17 protein-coding genes are annotated in these 16588 nt (G+C 68.7%); 8 read left to right on the top strand and 9 right to left on the bottom strand.

What is annotated here, in order from left to right; all coding sequences use genetic code 11:
* Positions 1–33 precede the first annotated feature (33 nt).
* From AB5I40_RS13850 to AB5I40_RS13835, 4 genes are read left to right on the top strand one after another with little or no spacing between them, the layout of a single operon-like run.
* Entirely contained in the window at positions 34–603 is a 570-nt protein-coding gene (locus AB5I40_RS13850; protein WP_370938894.1) for a hypothetical protein, read from the top strand.
* Positions 600–803, top strand: coding sequence for a hypothetical protein (locus tag AB5I40_RS13845; RefSeq protein WP_370938893.1), 204 nt, complete (start codon positions 600–602; stop codon positions 801–803). The genes AB5I40_RS13850 and AB5I40_RS13845 overlap by 4 nt, the downstream gene beginning before the upstream one ends.
* Positions 804–813: 10 nt before the next feature.
* A complete protein-coding gene (locus tag AB5I40_RS13840; protein WP_370938892.1) occupies positions 814–1191 on the top strand; it encodes a hypothetical protein in 378 nt (125 codons plus the stop codon).
* A 21-nt stretch (positions 1192–1212) separates the two neighbouring features.
* Entirely contained in the window at positions 1213–2184 is a 972-nt protein-coding gene (locus tag AB5I40_RS13835) for a phosphotransferase family protein (RefSeq protein ID WP_370938891.1), read from the top strand.
* On the opposite strand, the gene AB5I40_RS13830 is transcribed toward AB5I40_RS13835, so the two are convergent.
* From AB5I40_RS13830 to ppgK, 7 genes are all read right to left on the bottom strand, one after another.
* Positions 2176–3111: a hypothetical protein gene (locus AB5I40_RS13830; RefSeq protein ID WP_370938890.1), complete on the bottom strand. Its 936-nt coding sequence runs from the start codon at positions 3109–3111 to the stop codon at positions 2176–2178. The genes AB5I40_RS13835 and AB5I40_RS13830 overlap by 9 nt on opposite strands.
* 80 nt (positions 3112–3191) lie before the next feature.
* Positions 3192–4883, bottom strand: a complete 1692-nt coding sequence (locus AB5I40_RS13825) for an ABC transporter family substrate-binding protein (protein ID WP_370938889.1) — start codon at positions 4881–4883, stop codon at positions 3192–3194.
* Positions 4884–4923: 40 nt separating this feature from the next.
* Positions 4924–7056 (bottom strand): dipeptide ABC transporter ATP-binding protein, encoded by a 2133-nt coding sequence (locus AB5I40_RS13820; protein ID WP_370938888.1) that lies wholly within the window; start codon positions 7054–7056, stop codon positions 4924–4926.
* A complete protein-coding gene (locus tag AB5I40_RS13815) occupies positions 7053–8060 on the bottom strand; it encodes an ABC transporter permease (RefSeq protein WP_370938887.1) in 1008 nt (335 codons plus the stop codon). Before AB5I40_RS13815 ends, AB5I40_RS13820 begins: the two co-directional genes overlap by 4 nt.
* The gene (locus AB5I40_RS13810; RefSeq protein ID WP_116205697.1) at positions 8060–9037 is read right to left on the bottom strand and encodes an ABC transporter permease; all 978 of its coding nucleotides are present in this window, start codon (positions 9035–9037) and stop codon (positions 8060–8062) included. The genes AB5I40_RS13815 and AB5I40_RS13810 overlap by 1 nt, the downstream gene beginning before the upstream one ends.
* Before the next feature lie 605 nt (positions 9038–9642).
* On the bottom strand, positions 9643–11076 hold the full coding sequence (locus AB5I40_RS13805) for an RNA polymerase sigma factor (RefSeq protein WP_370938886.1): 1434 nt from the start codon (positions 11074–11076) through the stop codon (positions 9643–9645).
* A gap of 223 nt (positions 11077–11299) precedes the next feature.
* The gene (gene ppgK, locus AB5I40_RS13800; RefSeq protein ID WP_370938885.1) at positions 11300–12061 is read right to left on the bottom strand and encodes a polyphosphate--glucose phosphotransferase; all 762 of its coding nucleotides are present in this window, start codon (positions 12059–12061) and stop codon (positions 11300–11302) included.
* A 64-nt stretch (positions 12062–12125) separates the two neighbouring features.
* On the opposite strand from ppgK, the gene AB5I40_RS13795 reads away from it, so the two are divergent.
* The gene (locus AB5I40_RS13795) at positions 12126–12953 is read left to right on the top strand and encodes an inositol monophosphatase (protein WP_370938884.1); all 828 of its coding nucleotides are present in this window, start codon (positions 12126–12128) and stop codon (positions 12951–12953) included.
* Between the two features lie 38 nt (positions 12954–12991).
* On the opposite strand, the gene cei is transcribed toward AB5I40_RS13795, so the two are convergent.
* Positions 12992–13675, bottom strand: coding sequence for an envelope integrity protein Cei (cei, locus tag AB5I40_RS13790; RefSeq protein ID WP_370938883.1), 684 nt, complete (start codon positions 13673–13675; stop codon positions 12992–12994).
* A 509-nt stretch (positions 13676–14184) separates the two neighbouring features.
* Here cei and AB5I40_RS13785 point away from each other — a divergent pair.
* Positions 14185–14493: a DUF4193 domain-containing protein gene (locus AB5I40_RS13785; protein WP_013224476.1), complete on the top strand. Its 309-nt coding sequence runs from the start codon at positions 14185–14187 to the stop codon at positions 14491–14493.
* 399 nt (positions 14494–14892) lie between these two features.
* Here AB5I40_RS13785 and AB5I40_RS13780 read toward each other — a convergent pair whose 3' ends face one another.
* Positions 14893–15381 (bottom strand): DUF3093 domain-containing protein, encoded by a 489-nt coding sequence (locus AB5I40_RS13780; protein ID WP_370938882.1) that lies wholly within the window; start codon positions 15379–15381, stop codon positions 14893–14895.
* A 24-nt stretch (positions 15382–15405) separates the two neighbouring features.
* On the opposite strand from AB5I40_RS13780, the gene dut reads away from it, so the two are divergent.
* Together dut and AB5I40_RS13770 are read left to right on the top strand one after the other, a co-directional pair.
* Positions 15406–15909 carry a dUTP diphosphatase gene (gene dut / locus AB5I40_RS13775; protein WP_370938881.1) on the top strand — a complete coding sequence of 168 codons (504 nt, stop codon included), beginning with the start codon at positions 15406–15408 and terminating at the stop codon, positions 15907–15909.
* The gene (locus AB5I40_RS13770) at positions 15909–16571 is read left to right on the top strand and encodes a DUF3710 domain-containing protein (protein ID WP_370938880.1); all 663 of its coding nucleotides are present in this window, start codon (positions 15909–15911) and stop codon (positions 16569–16571) included. Before dut ends, AB5I40_RS13770 begins: the two co-directional genes overlap by 1 nt.
* The last annotated feature ends 17 nt before the right edge of the window (positions 16572–16588 follow it).

Here is a 16588-nt window from a genome sequence, read left to right as displayed (position 1 = left end):
CGCCCGCGGCCGTGTGCCCGTGAAAGTGGACCCATGGACGAGATTCTGAACAGCCCGATGACCGCCGCCATCGTGGCGTGCGAGATCGGGTTCTGGGTCTTCATCGCGGCCGGGCTGCTGACCCGGTACGCGCTGCGCAAGCAGAAGGCCAGCACCGTGCTGCTCGCGCTGGTGCCCGTGGTCGACCTGGTGCTGCTGGTGATCACGGTGATCGACCTGATGAACGGCGCGGTGCCCAACCTGACGCACGGGCTGGCCGCGGTGTATCTGGGCTTCTCGGTGGTGTTCGGGCCGTCGATGGTGGAGTGGGCCGACGTCCGGTTCGCGCACCGGTTCGCCGGCGGGCCGCGGCCGGAGAAGCTGTCCGGCCGCGCGAAGACCCGCAAGGAATGGCGTGAATGGGGCAAATGCGTGCTGGCGTCCGCGATCAGCGCCGGGTTGCTGGTGCTCGCGATCGCGGTGGTCGGCAGCTCGGGCCACACCGAACCGCTGTGGGGCTGGCTGCCGCGGCTGGGCACGGTCACCGGCCTGTGGTTCGTCTTCGGGCCGCTGTGGCAGGGGATTTTCGGCTCCTCCGCGCCGAAAGAGGAGGCGTCGCGATGATCGAGCTGGTGGGAATTCTGTTGGTCGTGCAGGGCGCGGGCGGGCTGATCAACCGGCTCGCCGGGGCGGAGCACCCGAGCTGGTTCGTCCAGTTGCACGTGCTGCCGCCGCGGCTGCACGTGATCGCCAGCATCGTCCTGCTCGGGGCGGGCGTGGCGGTGCTGTTCGCGAACCGGGCGCGCAAACGCCGTCGCGGCTAAACTCGGCGGGGTGGCGGCCGGTCCGGTTGTGCTGTTCGCCGTGGTCAGCGTGGCACCCTCGGCATTGTTCTGGGCTGCCCTCCGTCTTCCCGCTGTTTGTCGCTGGCTTCGTCGGCGACGCGCCGCTCCCGTGCCGTCCGAACCGCCGGTAGAGCAGGTGGCCGCCGACCTGCGCCGGGTACGCCGGACCCTCGCGCAGCTCCCCGCCGGAACGCCCGCCGCGCGGCGGATCGGCACCCGGCAGGCGTACGACGCACTGCTCGTCACCGCCTGCCGCGAGCTCGGCGTCGAACACCGGCTCGACGGCTTGCGCGAGGGAGCCGACCGGGATCTCGAGCGGCTGCGGATCGAGGATTCGCTGAGCCGTAAAGGATTCGTGCTGTCCTGAGCGGAGTGGCAGGATGCCCCGGTGGACTTCCAGCCGAAAGACCGGCCCTCGGACGCGTTCCAGCAACCCCTCACCGCCGAGCAGATCGAACTGCTCTGCCGCCGTGCGCTCGGCACCAGCGTGCGGTCGGCGGTCGAGATCGGCTGGGGCGGATACAACAACACCTACCGGGTGGAGCTGGCCGACGGCCCTGCGATCCTGCGCGTCGCCCCGGAACCGGCGCGGCAGAACCGGATCGAGCACCAGTTCATGCGCAACGAATACCTTGCCGCGCCGTACTTCGCGCCGATCGCGCCGCTGATGCCGCGCACGATCGCCGCCGACTTCACGCACCAGGTCATCGGCCGGGATTACGTCCTGCAGGCGGTTCTTCCCGGAGAGCCCGGCCCGGAAGTCCTTTCCGCGCATACGCCGGAGGAGCGGGCGCCGTACTTCCGCCAACTCGGCGAAATCACCCGCGCGATCCACGACGTGCGCGGCCCCGGTTTCGGCGTCGTGGCCGGTCCGCATTTCGCGACCTGGAGCGAAGCGCTCATCGCGTATTTCGAGGACAACGCGGCAGATGTCGAAGGCTTCGGCCTCGACGGGGCTGACTTGCGCGCGATGGCCGCTTGGGTGAAGCGCGACGCCGCGCTGCTCGACGAGATCACCGAACCGCGCCTGATGCACGGCGATCTGTGGCACGTGAACGTCATGCTGACGCCGGAGCTGGAGATCGCCGGAGTGTTCGACCACGACCGCAGCTGGTGGGGCGACCCGGCGGCGGACTGGACGATCCGCATGGCCTCGGTGAAAACGGGTTCGAGACGGGATTGGTTCTGGGAAACCTACGGACGGCCCGACGAGTCCCCGTCGGCACGGCGGCGGGCGTTGTACTACGAGGCCCGCCACCTCGGCGCGGTGCGGCTGGAACGGCAGCGGCTCAAGGAGCGCGAGGTGGAGGAGACGTACGCCGATGTGGCCGAGATTCTGGCGGCGTTGGAGTCAGAGTGAGGGGTCAGAGCCGCGGAGTGCAGCCCACCAGAAGCCGAAGGCGGCGATCAGGACGCTGACCGTTAGCCAGCCCGCGAATCCGCTGCCGTCGACCAGCGCCCAGAACGCACCTACGACCGGAGCGACGGCCAGGACCGGCAAGTCGGCACGGAACTGACGTGCGAGGCGAACCGGCGTGGCAGCGGCAAGCGTGCGTTCCTCGTCAGGTGCGGAGGGGTTGTCCAGACGGCGGCCGCGAGGCTCACCAGTGCGCACCGAACCCGCCGGATACAGCACCTCGCCGTCGATGCGGACGGCGACGTGCCGGTCCGTGCGCAGGTCGCCCAGCACCTCGACGCGTGAAGGCGACGGCAGGCCGATCAGCGTCGGCGAGAAGTACACCGGGATCCACCTCGGTGTAGCCGTGTCGGTCTCCAGCCACGACCGCGTGAGCAAGCCTCGCTGCATCTTCACTCGCCGCACCGGCACCGAGGAGCCCGTCTTGCGCCGCGACGGCTGGACGAAGCGCGTGAAGAGCAAGAACCCATTCACCGCAAGCATCGCGAGCACCGCCACGACAGTGACCGTCGCGTACGTCGACGCGCGGTCCGCGGTCACCAAAGCCGAAGCCCCGGTCGTAACCGCCCGCGAGGGAGCCGACGGGTCATAGCGCACCGGAACCTTCGTGCCCAGCGGCGGGGGAGTGGTGTCCAGCTCGACCGCCGCGTTCGCTTCCGGCTGGTTCGGCACCGGGAACCGTACCGTGACCGTGGCGTCGTCGACTCGCGAAACGATTCCGGTCGCGTTCACACTGAGGCCCTGCAAGCGCGGCCGGGTGCTGTTGAACTCCAGCAGCTGCACCACGAACACCACTGCGCACGCGACGAACACGACGGCACTCGTCACGAGAATGTGCCGCACCGGCCGCAATCGCAGGAACTTCCGCACAGAGATCACCTTAACTGTCCAAAAAGGAAGGAGCGGCGCGGGGAGTCCGCGCCGCTCCTTCGAATCCCGCCAGGGGAGGATTACTTCACGAACCCGATCTTGACGAAGTCGTACGGGGTGTTCGCGTAACCCGGCGAACCGAAGTTGCCGAGGGTCTTGCGGACGGCGAAGGCACCGGTCGACTGGAAGATCGGAAGCTGGTGGCCCAGCGCCCAGATCTCCTTGTCCGCGGCGTTGAGGTCCGCGGCCCGCTTGGTGTCGTCCAGTTCCTGCGCGGCGGCGTCGATCAGCTGGTTCACCTTGTCGCTGCCGATGTGCCCGTAGTTCTGGTTGACGTTCTTCGGGTCGTAGTAGTAGATGCCCTTGCTGCCGCCGATCGGGAACGAGTTCGAGATCCAGCGGAACAGCGTGAGGTCGAAGTTGCCGACGTTGACGTAGTTCTTGAAGAACTCGGCCGTCGGGACCGCGACGATGTCGATGCCCACGCCGATCGCCTTCAGCTGCGACTGCAGGATCTGGCCGGTCTGCTGGCTGATCGGGGTGCCGGTCGGGATGACCAGGCGCAGCTTCAGCTGCTTGCCGTCCTTGGCGCGCAGGTCGCCGGACTGCTTCCAGCCCAGCTTGTCCAGCTCCGCCTTGGCCGCGTTCTGGTCGAACTTGTACGGGCCGCTGTTGTCCTCGTAGGTCTTCGAGCCCTTGAGGAACCAGTGGTTGCCCAGCGGCGTGGTGTCCTTCTGCATCTGGCCGAGGATCGACTTCGCGATGCTGACGGTGTCGACGCCGCGCAGCACGGCCACCCGCAGGTCCTTGTCCGCGAGGATCGAGGACGAAGCGCCGTTGAGCGTCATGTGCGTGTAGTCGGGGTAGGTCGACTGGCGCACGACCGCGTTCGGGTCCGACTGGGCCCGCTTGAACGCGTTGATGTCGTTGTTCAGGTTGTAGAAGTCGATCTGCCCGTTCGCGAACGCGTCGGCCAGCGCGGGACGGTCCACGACCTTGAAGGTCACGGTGTCCAGCTTCGGCTTGTCGCCCCACCAGTTCGGGTCGCGCTCGAACACCGCGGTCTTGGCGGTGTTGTCCACGTTCTTGATCTTGAACGGACCCGCGGTGATCAGCGCCTTCTGCGCCCACGCCTTGTTGAAGGTGTTCGGGTCGGAGTTCAGTTCCTTCGGGTAGAAGGGCGAGAACAGCGCCTTCCACTCGGCGAACTTCTTGCCGAAGGTCACCTTGACGTCGAGGTCGTCAGTGCCCTTCTCGACCTTGGCGATGTCCTCGTAACCGGTGGTGCCGGAGACCTGGTAGGCCGGGTCCTTGCCGTTGAGCACCTTGGCCTGGGCGGCGAAGTCCTCCCACGAGAACTGGCGGCCGTTGCTCCACTTGGCCTTCGGGTTGATCTTGTACTCGACGACCTGCGGGTCCTGGCTGACCAGTTCGGCCGAGGTCAGGTAGTTCTTGTTCACCGAGACCGACGCGTCGGCGTTCTGGGTGAAGATGTACGGCATGATCGCGCCGTCCATGTTGGCGCCGTCCAGCACCGTGCCGTCGACCTGGTTGTAGTTCCAGTTGTCCGGCATCGAGTCGATCGGCCACTTGAAGTCGCCGCCGTCCTTCAGCTTGTCCAGCGGCTGCTCGTTGATGTCCGCGGTCTTGACGCCCGTCGTGCCGGCGTCCTGCAGACCGTTGCTGCCGCCGCCGCTGCCGCCGCCGCAAGCGGCGAGCAAAAGCCCCAGAGCGGCAACGGGGGCCACGAGTGCGGCCATTCTCCGTCGCATGTGTTTACCTTCCTTCTTCTGGTGTGCCAACGGATTGTGGCTACACAACTTCGCGGGTTTTGGCGTAGTGGCACGCGACGTCGTGGTCCTGCGCGCGGGATTCGCGCGGAGGTTCGACGTCGACGCACTTCTTCTTGTCCTGTTCGGACAGTTGGGAGAAGACGAAACACCGCGTGCGGAACCGGCAGCCCGACGGCGGATTCGCCGGGCTGGGCAGGTCGCCGGTGAGGATGATCCGGCCGCGCTCGCGCTCCTTGGCCGGGTCCGGGATCGGGATCGCGGACAGCAGCGCCTGCGTGTAGGGATGCTGCGGCGCCTCGAAAACCGTGCGGACGTCGCCGATCTCCACGATCTTGCCGAGGTACATCACCGCCACCCGGTCGGCGATGTGCCGGACCACGGACAGGTCGTGCGCCACGAACAGGTACGACAGGCCCAGCTTGGCCTTCAGCTCGTCCAGCAGGTTGATCACGCCGGCCTGGATCGACACGTCGAGCGCGGACACCGGCTCGTCGAGCACGATCAGCTTCGGCTCCAGCGCGAGCGCCCGCGCGATGCCGATGCGCTGGCGCTGCCCGCCGGAGAACTCCGCCGGATACCGGTCGGCGTGCTCCGGGCGCAGGCCGACCAGCCCGAGCAGTTCCGGCACGCGCTTGGCGATGCGCTCCTTCGAGAACCCGTGCGTGACCATCGGCTCGGCGATGATGTCGCCGATCGGCAGCCGGGGGTCGAGCGCGGCCATCGGGTCCTGGAACACCACCTGCAGGTCGCGGCGGATCGACTTGCGGTCCTTGCCCGCGAGCTTCGCGACGTCCTTGCCGAGCACCGCGACCGAACCGTGCGCCGGGGCGGCCAGTTCGAGGATCTCCATCAGCGTGGTCGACTTGCCGCAGCCGGATTCCCCGACCAGGCCCAGGGTTTCGCCCTCGACGATGTCGAAGGTGATCCCGTCGACCGCGCGCACCGTGCCGATCTTGCGCTTGAAAACGGTGCCCTTGCTGACCGGGTAGTGCTTCTGCAGGTCCTGCACGTCGAGCACGGTCGAGCGCTGGGCGCGCGGCACCGAAGCGACCGCGGCCTCCTCGATCACCTCGGCGCCGTAGACCTCGGCGGCGTCCGCTTCCGGACGGGCGAGTTCCTCGGTGCGGATGCAGGCGGACCGGTGCGTCGTGTCGACCGGCGCGTTCGGGTTGCCCGGCGTGATCGTGAACAGCTCCGGTTCCGCGGTGCGGCAGGCGTCGATCGCCAGCGGGCAGCGCGGCGCGAACGGGCAGCCTTGGGGCAGGTTCACCAGCGACGGCGGCTGGCCCTCGATCGGCACCAGCGGCTGCTTCTCCCGCGCGTCCACGCGGGGGATCGAACCGAGCAGGCCCAGCGTGTACGGCATCCGCGGCTGGGCGTAGATCGTGTCGACCGGCCCCTGCTCGACCGCGCGCCCGGCGTACATCACCATCAGCCGGTCGGCGAACCCGGCGACCACGCCGAGGTCGTGCGTGATGATCACGATGCCGGCGCCGGTGACCTCCTGCGCGGTCTTCAGCACCTCCAGCACCTGCGCCTGCACCGTCACGTCGAGCGCGGTGGTCGGCTCGTCGGCGATGATCAGGTCCGGGTCGTTGGCGATCGCGATGGCGATCACCGCGCGCTGGCGCATGCCGCCGGAGAACTCGTGCGGGAACGCCTTCGCCCGCGCCGCCGCGTTCGGGATGCCGACCAGGTCGAGCAGTTCGACCGCGCGGTTGTTCGCCTGCTGCTTGGTGACCGTGCCCTTGCCGTGCACCAGCAGCGCTTCGGCGATCTGCGCCCCGACGGTGTACACCGGGGTCAGCGCGGACAGCGGGTCCTGGAAGACCATCGAGATCTTCTTGCCGCGGATCTTCGACAGCTCGGCGTCGGACTTGCCGATCAATTCGCTGTCCTGGAACCGGATCGAGCCCGACACCCGCGCCTGCGGCGGCAGCAGCCCCATGACCGCCAGCGACGACACCGACTTGCCCGAACCGGACTCGCCGACGATGCCGAGCACCTCGCCCGCGGCGACCTGATAGTTCAGCCCGCGCACCGCGTGCACGCGGCCGGACTCGGACGGGAAGGACACTTCGAGGTCGGAAACCTCGAGCACGGTGCCGGTGGGCTTGCCCGTTTCCGCGCTCAGCTCGAGTGCGGCGCTCATGCTTCTGCTCCCACAGTCTGCGTCGAGGCGGTCGACTTGGTTTTCTCTTCGATCCGCTTGCGTTCCTTGCGCCGCGACCGGCTGGACGACGGGTCGAGCGCGTCGCGCAGGCCGTCGCCGACGAAGTTCACCGCGAGCACGGTGAACACCAGGAAGCCGGCCGGGATGTAGAACAGCCACGGGAACGTGCGGACCGCGTCGGAGCCCGCCGAGATCAGCGTGCCCAGCGAAACGTCCGGCGCCTGCACGCCGAAGCCGAAGAACGACAGCGACGTCTCCATGATGATCGCGACACCGACGTTGATCGTCGCGTCGATGATCAGCAGCGACGCCATGTTCGGCACGATGTGCTTGAAGATGATCCGCCACGGGGACTGGCCCATGAACTTGGCGGCTTTCACGAACTCGCGTTCGCGCAGCGTCAGCGTCATGCCGCGGACGATGCGGGCGGTGATCATCCACTGGAACAGCGCGATCAAGCCGACCAGGATCAGCCAGGTCTTGCCGCGGAAAGCCGGCGACAGGATCGAGATGATCAGGAACGGCGGCAGGATCAGCAGCAGGTCGACGACCCACATCGACACCCGGTCGGTCCAGCCGCCGAAGTACCCGGCCGCGGAGCCGACGATCGAGGCCACGCCGGTGGAGAACAGCGCGGCCAGCAGGCCGATGGTGAGCGACTTCTGCAGCCCGCGCATGGTCTGCGCGAACATGTCGCCGCCGATCTGGTTGGTGCCGAACCAGTGCGTGCCGTCCGGCGGCATCAGCGTCGAGGCCGGGTCGAGTTCGTCGTAGCCCCACGGCGAGTACCAGCTGTAGGTGAACGCCAGGACGTAGAACAGGAGGATCACGACCAGCCCGGCGACGGCCAGTTTGTTGCGGAAGAACCGGCGGGAGACGAGCTTGCCGCGGCTGGAGGACTTCCCGCCCTGCTGCTCGGTTGCCGTTTCGGTGGCGGCGACGGCCGAGTCGGCGAGGTCGGCCTCGTTCAATGGGGCGGCCATCAGATCCTCACCCTCGGGTCGAGCGCGGCGTAGAGCACGTCCGCGAGCCAGCCGGCGAGCAGCACGCAGATCGCGATGAACAGGGTCACGGTGGTGACGATGTTGGTGTCCTGCTTCTGAATGCCGGTCACCAGCCAGTCGCCCATGCCGTACCAGCCGAAGATCTTCTCGGTGAAGACGCCGCCGGTGATGAGCAGGCCGAAGCCGAACGCGAACAGCGTCGCCATCGGGATCAGCGCGGTGCGCAGGCCGTGCTTGAACAGCGCGCGCCTGCGGGTGAGGCCCTTGGCCTGTGCGGTGCGCAGGAAGTCCGAGCCGAGCACGTCGAGCATCGCCGAACGCTGATAGCGGCTGTAGTAGGCGACCTGGGTCAGCACGATCGCCAGGGTCGGCACGATGATGTGCTGCAGCCGGTCGAGCAGGACGTCGCCGAAACCGCCGTCGATCGCGCCGCCTTCGCCCTGCACGATGAAGAACTGGTACCCGTCGAGCAGGTTGTCGTTGACCGACTGCGCGCCCGCCTTGAGGATCGTGGCGATCACGAAGACCGGCGTCGACAGCACCACGAAGGAGAACGTGGTGGCGAGGTAGTCGCTGATCTTGTACTGCCGGATCGCGCTGACCACGCCGACCAGCACGCCGATGATGATGCCGATCGTGATGCCGAGCAGGAACAGCCGCAGGCTCACGCCCGCGCGGCGGAACAGCTCGTCGGTGATCGCCTGATCGGCGACAGTGCGGCCGAAGTCGCCCTGGATGACGCCGCCCAGCCACGTGAAGAACCGGTGCGGGATCGCCTGGTCCAGGTGCAGCTCGGCGGCCTTCGCGTCGATGGTCGCCTGCGGGGCGGGCGGGTTGCGCAGTTTGAGCGCGTCCAGCGGGCTGAAGGACAGAGACGCCAAGGAGAACGCCGCGAAAGTCGCGACGAGGCACAGGGCGATGTAGTTGACGAGTCTGCGGAGGAGGAACCCGATCACAGTTGCCTCGCTTCACCGGGGCCGGAGGATCCGCTCCGAGCCGCCGGGCTTCCCTGGCTCGCTCGCGATTGAGTTTTCGTCGAAAACACTGGGCGGTGCTGCCTTCCAATACTGACGCTCGTTGTGGGCGCAGCCTAATCGCGATCACCCGTTGCGATCTTCGTTTTCAGGCAACCAAACAATCACGATTTCCGTGTTCGGGCGGAGAACAACCGACTTTAGCCTCTTGTCGGGGTCCCGGTGTCGCGGTGGGTGCGCGACTGTGCACCGGCGATGAGTATTCCGGAACGGTTCCGGGGGTTCCGGGTGAACGGTTGTGAACGGGAAACGGACACCCGCGGAACGTCCGCTGCTCGGCGGCGCCGCCGGGAGGCGCTTTCCTCCGCCGGAACCGGGCCCGTGCATTCCGGTTGTGCGGCAGCGTAATTCGCATCGGGATCCCGCGTCTCCGGGTTTTCCGGACCGGCCGGTGTCCACTGTGTCCGGCCGAAGGAAGGATTTCGCGGAATTGCCAGGCGGACGCCGGCCGCGTTGTTGTCGGTAAACGCGAAAAACCCCGCCGCCGCGTAGTGCGGGGCGGGGTTTCTCGCGGGAACCGGAGAAGCTCAGTCCAGGTAGTCGCGCAGGACCTGCGAGCGCGACGGGTGGCGCAGCTTCGACATCGTCTTCGACTCGATCTGCCGGATCCGCTCGCGCGTGACTCCGTAGACCTGGCCGATCTCGTCGAGGGTGCGCGGCTGGCCGTCGGTGAGGCCGAAGCGCAGCCGGACCACGCCCGCCTCGCGCTCGGACAGCGTCTGCAGCACCGACTGGAGCTGGTCCTGCAGCAGCGTGAACGACACCGCGTCCACCGCGACGACCGCTTCGGAGTCTTCGATGAAGTCGCCGAGCTGCGAATCGCCCTCGTCGCCGATGGTCTGGTCCAGCGAGATCGGCTCGCGCGCGTACTGCTGGATCTCCAGGACCTTCTCCGGCGAGATGTCCATCTCCTTGGCGAGCTCCTCGGGCGTCGGCTCGCGGCCGAGATCCTGCAGGAGTTCGCGCTGTATGCGGCCGAGCTTGTTGATGACCTCCACCATGTGCACCGGGATGCGGATGGTGCGGGCCTGGTCGGCCATGGCGCGGGTGATCGCCTGGCGGATCCACCACGTGGCGTACGTGGAGAACTTGTAGCCCTTGGTGTAGTCGAACTTCTCCACCGCGCGGATCAGGCCGAGGTTGCCCTCCTGGATCAGGTCCAGGAACGCCATGCCGCGGCCGGTGTAGCGCTTGGCCAGCGACACCACGAGCCGGAGGTTCGCCTCCAGCAGGTGGTTCTTGGCCCGCTCGCCGTCGCGCACGATCCACTTGAGGTCGCGGCGCATCTGGGTGACGAGCTTCTCGCCCTCCTCCTCGGCGGTGCGCACGCGCTCGGCGGCGTAGAGCCCCGCCTCGATCCGCTTGGCGAGCTCCACCTCCTCCTCGGCGTTCAGCAGCGCGACCTTGCCGATCTGCTTGAGGTAGGCGCGGACGGAGTCGGCCGACGCGGTGAGCTCGGCGTCCTTGCGCGCCTGGCGCAGCGCCTCGGACTCTTCCTCGTCCCACACGAAGTCCGGGTTGTCCGAGGACTTGCCGCCCTTGTCCGCCGCCGCGGCGCGACGGCGCGCGGCAGTGGACGTGGCCGCGCCCGCGGGCCCTTCGGTCGTTTCGGCCTCGTCCGCGTCGTCGGAATCGTCGTCATCGTCGTCGGTCTCGTCGTTGACCGTTTCGTCGACGACGTCGACCTCGACCTCTTCGAGATCGGACAGGTCCGGGCTGTCGAGTTCGGCCTCGTCGAGGTCGACCGGGCCGTCGGGATCGCCGTCGTCGGTCTTCGCGCCCTTCGCGGCGGCCTTCTTCGCCGGAGCCTTCTTGGCCGGAGTCTTCTTCGCGCCTGCCGACTTCGCGGCGGTCTTGCGCGCCGGGGACTTCTCCGCTCCGGTGGCCGCCTCGTCGGCCGGCTCGCCGGCTTCGGTCGCTGTCTTCGTCCCGCCTCGGGTTGCGGTTCTTGCGGCTGCCACTTACGCCCTTTCGCAGCGGTCGATCATGACGAGCCGAGATGTCGCCACCTCGGCTGCCTCACATTCGGGGAACACGCCTCGGCCTGCGGTTTTGCCTCCGCAGCTCCTGCGCCGTGTTCCATTGTAACGACGTCGGCCCACTGCGTCGCGAAGCGATCACCCTCCGGCCCCTGCCCGGCGCCTCCCGGTGACCGGTCCGAGACCCGGCGCGGGGCCTCCCCGCTCAGTGCCCGGCACCCTCCGCGGCGGCCGCGGCGGCCCCGACGATGCCCGCGTTGTTCTGCAGCGACGCGACGACCACCGGCGTGCGGATGTCCAGCAGCGGCACCCACTTCTCGGCCTTCTTGCTGACGCCGCCGCCGACGATGAACAGGTCCGGCCAGATCAGGTTCTCCAGCACCGAGAGGTACCGGTGCACCCGCTTGGCCCACTGCGGATACGACAGGCCCTCGTTGTCCTTCACCGAAGCGGCGGCGCGTTTCTCCGCGTCGTGGCCGTCGACCTCCAGATGGCCGAATTCGGTGTTGGGCACGAGCTTGCCGTCGTGGAACAGCGCGCTGCCGATGCCGGTGCCGAAGGTGAGCAGCGCGGTCACGCCGGTGCGCGCGGCCGCGTCGCCGAAGCGGATCTCGGCGAGGCCCGCGGCGTCGGCGTCGTTGAGCATCGTGACTTCCTCGACGCCCTTGCCGAGCCGCTTCGCGAAGAGCGCCTCGGCGTCCGTGCCGATCCACTTGCGGTCGATGTTGGCCGCGGTGTGCGCGGTGCCCTTCTTCACGACCGCGGGGAGCGTGACGCCGACCGGGCCGTCCCACTCCGCCGCGCGGACGATCTCGGCGACGACGTCCGCCACCGCGTCCGGCGTCGACGGCTGCGGCGTTTCGATCCGGTGCCGGTCCCCGATGAGCTGTCCCTGTTCCAAATCGACCAGCGCGCCTTTGATCCCGCTGCCGCCGATGTCGATTCCGAAACCTCGGGTCGCCGTCACTGACGTGGTCCCTTCTCGCACGATTCAGAAGTCTGCTGCGGAGACTTTAACCGGATGTGATGACATGGCGGGCGTGGGAGTTGACGAGGCGATGCCGAACGACCTGAAAGACACCGCCGAGCAGGTCGCGGTCGAGGCCGCACACCTGGTCCGGACGGCGTGGGTGCGGATGCAGTCCGGCGGCGAGGTCGCGGTGGACACGAAGTCCGCGGAAACCGACGTGGTGACGGCGGTGGACCGGGAATCGGAGGAACTGGTCCGCGCGCGGCTGGCGCGGATCCGGCCCGGGGAACCGGTGCTGGGGGAGGAGGGCGGCGGTTCTGTCGGAGGAGGGGTCACCTGGGTGGTCGACCCGATCGACGGGACGGTCAACTTCCTTTACGGCTTGCCGGCCTTCGCGGTGTCGATCGCCGCGCAGATCGACGGGGTGTCGGTCGCGGGAGCGGTCGTGGAGCCGGTGAGCGGGCGGCGCTGGACGGCCGTCCGGGGCGGCGGTGCGTGGCTCGACGGCAACCGGCTGTCGGTGTCGAAGGCGGACCGGCTGGATCTGGCGCTCGTCGGGATGGGCTTCTCCTACGCGCAGGACCGCCGGGTCCGGCAGGGCAGGCTGACGGCCGATCTGGTCGGGCGCGTGCGCGACATTCGCCGCGGGGGAGCGGCCTCGCTGGACCTGTGCGCCGTCGCGGCCGGCTGGCTGGACGGATTCTTCGAACACGGCCTGCACCGCTGGGACTGGGCGGCTGGGGCCTTGGTGGCGCAGGAGGCGGGCGCGACGGTGCTGCTGCCGGGCGAGGCGGCGGATCTGGGGGAGGACTCGACGTTCGCGGCGTCGCCGGGGATCGCGCCGGAACTGCGGACGGCGCTGGCCGCGGGCGGTGCGGCTGAGGTGTGACCGCGGGTCGTGCCCGCTGACCTCGTTCGCGGACGAGGTCAGCAGGTGACGGCGCGGGCCGAAGCCAGGAGCGTCTGGTCGATCACCGGCGCGCCGGGACCGGCGGACTGCTCGCTGCTGCCGCCGCCCTGGTGCGACTGCGACCAGGCGGTGAGCTGCTTCAGGATCTTGACCGCCTCGGGGCGCGGCTGGATGTCGGTGAACAGCTTGCCGGTGGCCAGGTCAACGGTGGCGTCCTTGCGGGTGTCGTGGACGAGTTCGGCGCAGGGGATCACGAGGCTGACCGTGCGGGCCGCGGCGGCGCCGTTGTCGCCGTAGCGGATCTGGCCGCGGCAGCGCGCGTCGCCCTTCGGGTACGCCGGGTCGTTGCCGGGGTCGCCGATGGCGGTGAAGCCGAGATCGCGGAGCGCGTTGGTGGCGATGCTGCCCTGCCCGCGCGTGCTGCTCGCGTTGAGCACCTTCAACGCGACCTTGTCCGGCGGCATCGGCGAGCGGTCGTCCAGGCCGTTGTGCGGCACCGACGTGTAGGTGATCCCCGGCGGGGCCTTGGGCTCGGGACTGCAGCGCACCGCCTCGTCGACGTCGCCGCGGCCGACCACGGCGTTGACCCAGACGAACACCGCGCCGAGCGCGAGCACGCCGATCACGATCAACGCGGGCAGCGGACGGTGCTTGCGATAAGGCCGCGCACCACGGTTCCCCGACCCGTTCCCCGACGCCACCTGCCCCGTCCCTTCCCCTCGCAGAACCGGCCGCGGTAACCCCGCCGCGCCTCGCGGTAACCGCCAGCGTACGCACCGGCGTGGTAGCCGGTGAGCCTAGGCGCTGGCCGCGGCGCGCGGTGTCGCGGGTCACCTTCACCCGTTCCGCGTAATGCCCCTCCGTGGCGATCGCACCACGGACGGCTCCGGGGGAGCAAGCGGACACGGCCGCGAGGTGACGTTCGCGACGCCGGGGCAACCCGAACGGAGGACAGGCGTCTCACCTGCGCGTTCCCCCTCCCGGGTGACGCTGGAGCAGCAATGTCCGACTCGGTGCGAGGCGCGCCCGGCGGTGAGCTACCCTTCCCGGGCTCCGGCCGCCGGACGAGGTCAACCAGGTTGAGACCTGGGTCACTCGCAGGCCGGGCACAAACAGGGGCGCTGGAACGTTGACCAGCGGCACGACCGGTATCGGGCGCCTCCGGAACCGGTGCAGGACGACACGCTGAATCGCAGGGGTGAGGGACACCATGGCTACCGACTACGACGCTCCGCGCCGCAGCGAAGCCGACGAGCTGGCCGAAGACTCGTTGGAGGAGCTGAAGGCTCGGCGCAACGAGAACCAGTCCGGCGTCGTCGACGTCGACGAGGACGCGACCGCGGAAAACTTCGAGCTTCCCGGCGCGGACCTCTCCGGGCTCTCCGGGGAAGACATGACCGTGAAGGTCGTGCCGAAGCAGGCGGACGAGTTCACCTGCTCGGTCTGCTTCCTGGTGCACCACCGGAGCAGGCTCGCCGAGGACAACGGCGGACGGCTGATCTGCCGCGATTGCGCCTGACCCGGGGATTTTCTTCGGGGAGATCTTAGGGGAGATTCACGGGGTCAGCGTTTTCGCGGTCTTGGGATGACCGGGTAAGCACGGGGGTCGGCCATGCGGTCGGCCCCCTTACTCGTGTTCTGGGGTGTTCGCGTTCGGCTCGTCGCCTGGCGGCGACATTGCCCGCGTTCGGCGCCCACCACCCCGATGCCTTCATTGTGCTGGCGGTTCGGGGGTGCTTGTCAAGGCGGGAAAGATGCCTTGACAAGCACCCCCGAACCGCAGGGATGGCTTCGTATCGGGGTGCAGGGCGCGGGCTGGCTGCTCGGAGGTTTGGGTGCGCTGGTGCGGTTTAGGTACGTGAGGGGAACCCTGAGGGAATCAGATTCCCTCAGGGTTCCCCTCACGTACCTGGTGAGGTCAGGCGTTGTTGTGGCTGAGCAGCTCTACTACTCGCTTTGGTTTGCGGGTGCTGAAGAGCCAGTACGGGGTGGGGTCCTCGGGGTCTGTCAGGGTGATTCGGACTGCGGGGCCTACCCAGCCGCGGTGCATGACGAAGGCGGCGGGGTCGGCGTCGCGGCCTAGGGCGTGGCGTTTCGCGTCTTTGTCCACGACGGTGATTTCGCCGACGTAGCGCAGGGGCAGGTGGGCGTCGCCTAGCCAGAGTTCGGGGTCGTCTCCGGCCGTGATCTTGACTTTTGCCCGGCCCAGCGAGAGCAGCAGCGCGGCCATGACGGGCACGGCGATCGCGAGCGGGATCCACATCGGGATCGAGGGGTAGCCGAGGTGGACTTCGACGCCCAGCAGGATCGCGCCGGCCATCGGCAACGGCCAGCCCCACCATGGGAGGTAGAGCCGTTCGGAGTGTGCGACGACGCCCGTCGCGGCGGTGTTCACGCGGTCAGCCACGCATCAAGGGTAGTCTCGCCGCCCGTGTCCAGCGTTCAGGTCCTCCTCCAGCGGCTCGACCCCGAAGTCCCGCCGCCCGCCTATGCCCGGCCCGGCGACGCCGGGGCCGATCTCGTCACCACCTCGGATATCGTGCTCGGACCCGGCGAGCGCGGGGTCGTCGGCACCGGGGTCGCGATCGCGCTGCCTTCCGGGTACGCCGGGTTCGTGCACCCTCGCTCGGGGCTAGCGGCGCGCGTCGGATTGTCGGTGGTCAACACTCCCGGCACGATCGACTCGGGCTACCGCGGCGAGATCAAAGTCTGCCTCGTCAATCACGACCCGCGCGAGAAAATCGTGCTGGCGCGCGGCGACCGGATCGCGCAGCTGGTGATCCAGCGCGTGGAGCACGCGGAATTCGTCGAGGTCGCCGGACTCGAGGAGACCGAACGCGGCGCGGGAGGTTACGGCTCGACCGGCGGGCACGCCACACTGGCACCCGGCGCCGGAGACACCGGCGCGGGCACCGGGGAAGGAACGGAACGATAGTGGGGATTTTCGGACGCAAGCGCCGGTCCGGCGACGACGAGACCGGGGGCGTCGCTTCCCAGCGCGGCGAAAGCGCCGAAGCTGACGGCGCCGACGCGCTCGAACCCGAGGACCAGCTGTCGGAAACGACCGACGGTCCGTTCGACGCCACCGAAGCGGAAGAAGACGGCATCCCGCGCATCGACCTGGGTTCGGTGCGCGTGCCCGTGCCGGACGGCTCGCAGGTGCAGGTCGAAATGGACCCGGAGGAAGGCGGCGTGCGAGCGGTGCACGTCGTGACGGAAGTCGGGCAGATCACCGTCAGCGCCTACGCGGCCCCGAAATCCGGCGGCCTGTGGCGCGAGGTCAGCAACGAACTGGCCGACCAGCTGCGCGCGGACGGTGCGAAGGTCAACGTCGGCCGAGGCGAATGGGGCATGGAACTGTCCGCGATCGTCGGCGACGTAGCGCTGCGCTTCGTCGGAGTTGACGGCCCGCGCTGGATGCTGCGCGGCGTGATCGCCGGCCCGCAGTCGACGGCCTCGCAAGCCCCCGAAGTGCTGCGAGCGATCGTGCGCCGCACCATCGTCGACCGCGGCAACTCGCCGATGCCGGTGCGCACCCCGCTCCCCATCACCCTCCCCGACGCGGTCGCCCAGCACATCGCGGAGCAGCAAGGCTGACCCCAGCCCGAGTTTCA

The organism is Amycolatopsis sp. cg13 (assembly GCF_041346965.1).
GTDB lineage: Bacteria > Actinomycetota > Actinomycetes > Mycobacteriales > Pseudonocardiaceae > Amycolatopsis.
Note: the sequence above shows the minus strand (reverse complement) of the source record. Positions and strands in the feature narration are given on the sequence as shown.

What these genes read in the sequence shown, in the direction of transcription:
- AB5I40_RS13795 (WP_370938884.1), top strand. Translation starts at nt 12,126, where the DNA reads ATGGCGGGCGTGGGAGTTGACGAGGCGATGCCGAACGACCTGAAAGAC.
- AB5I40_RS13850 (WP_370938894.1), top strand. Translation starts at nt 34, where the DNA reads ATGGACGAGATTCTGAACAGCCCGATGACCGCCGCCATCGTGGCGTGC.
- AB5I40_RS13785 (WP_013224476.1), top strand. Translation starts at nt 14,185, where the DNA reads ATGGCTACCGACTACGACGCTCCGCGCCGCAGCGAAGCCGACGAGCTG.
- AB5I40_RS13845 (WP_370938893.1), top strand. Translation starts at nt 600, where the DNA reads ATGATCGAGCTGGTGGGAATTCTGTTGGTCGTGCAGGGCGCGGGCGGG.
- AB5I40_RS13825 (WP_370938889.1), bottom strand. Translation starts at nt 4,883, where the DNA reads ATGCGACGGAGAATGGCCGCACTCGTGGCCCCCGTTGCCGCTCTGGGG.
- AB5I40_RS13815 (WP_370938887.1), bottom strand. Translation starts at nt 8,060, where the DNA reads ATGGCCGCCCCATTGAACGAGGCCGACCTCGCCGACTCGGCCGTCGCC.
- AB5I40_RS13820 (WP_370938888.1), bottom strand. Translation starts at nt 7,056, where the DNA reads ATGAGCGCCGCACTCGAGCTGAGCGCGGAAACGGGCAAGCCCACCGGC.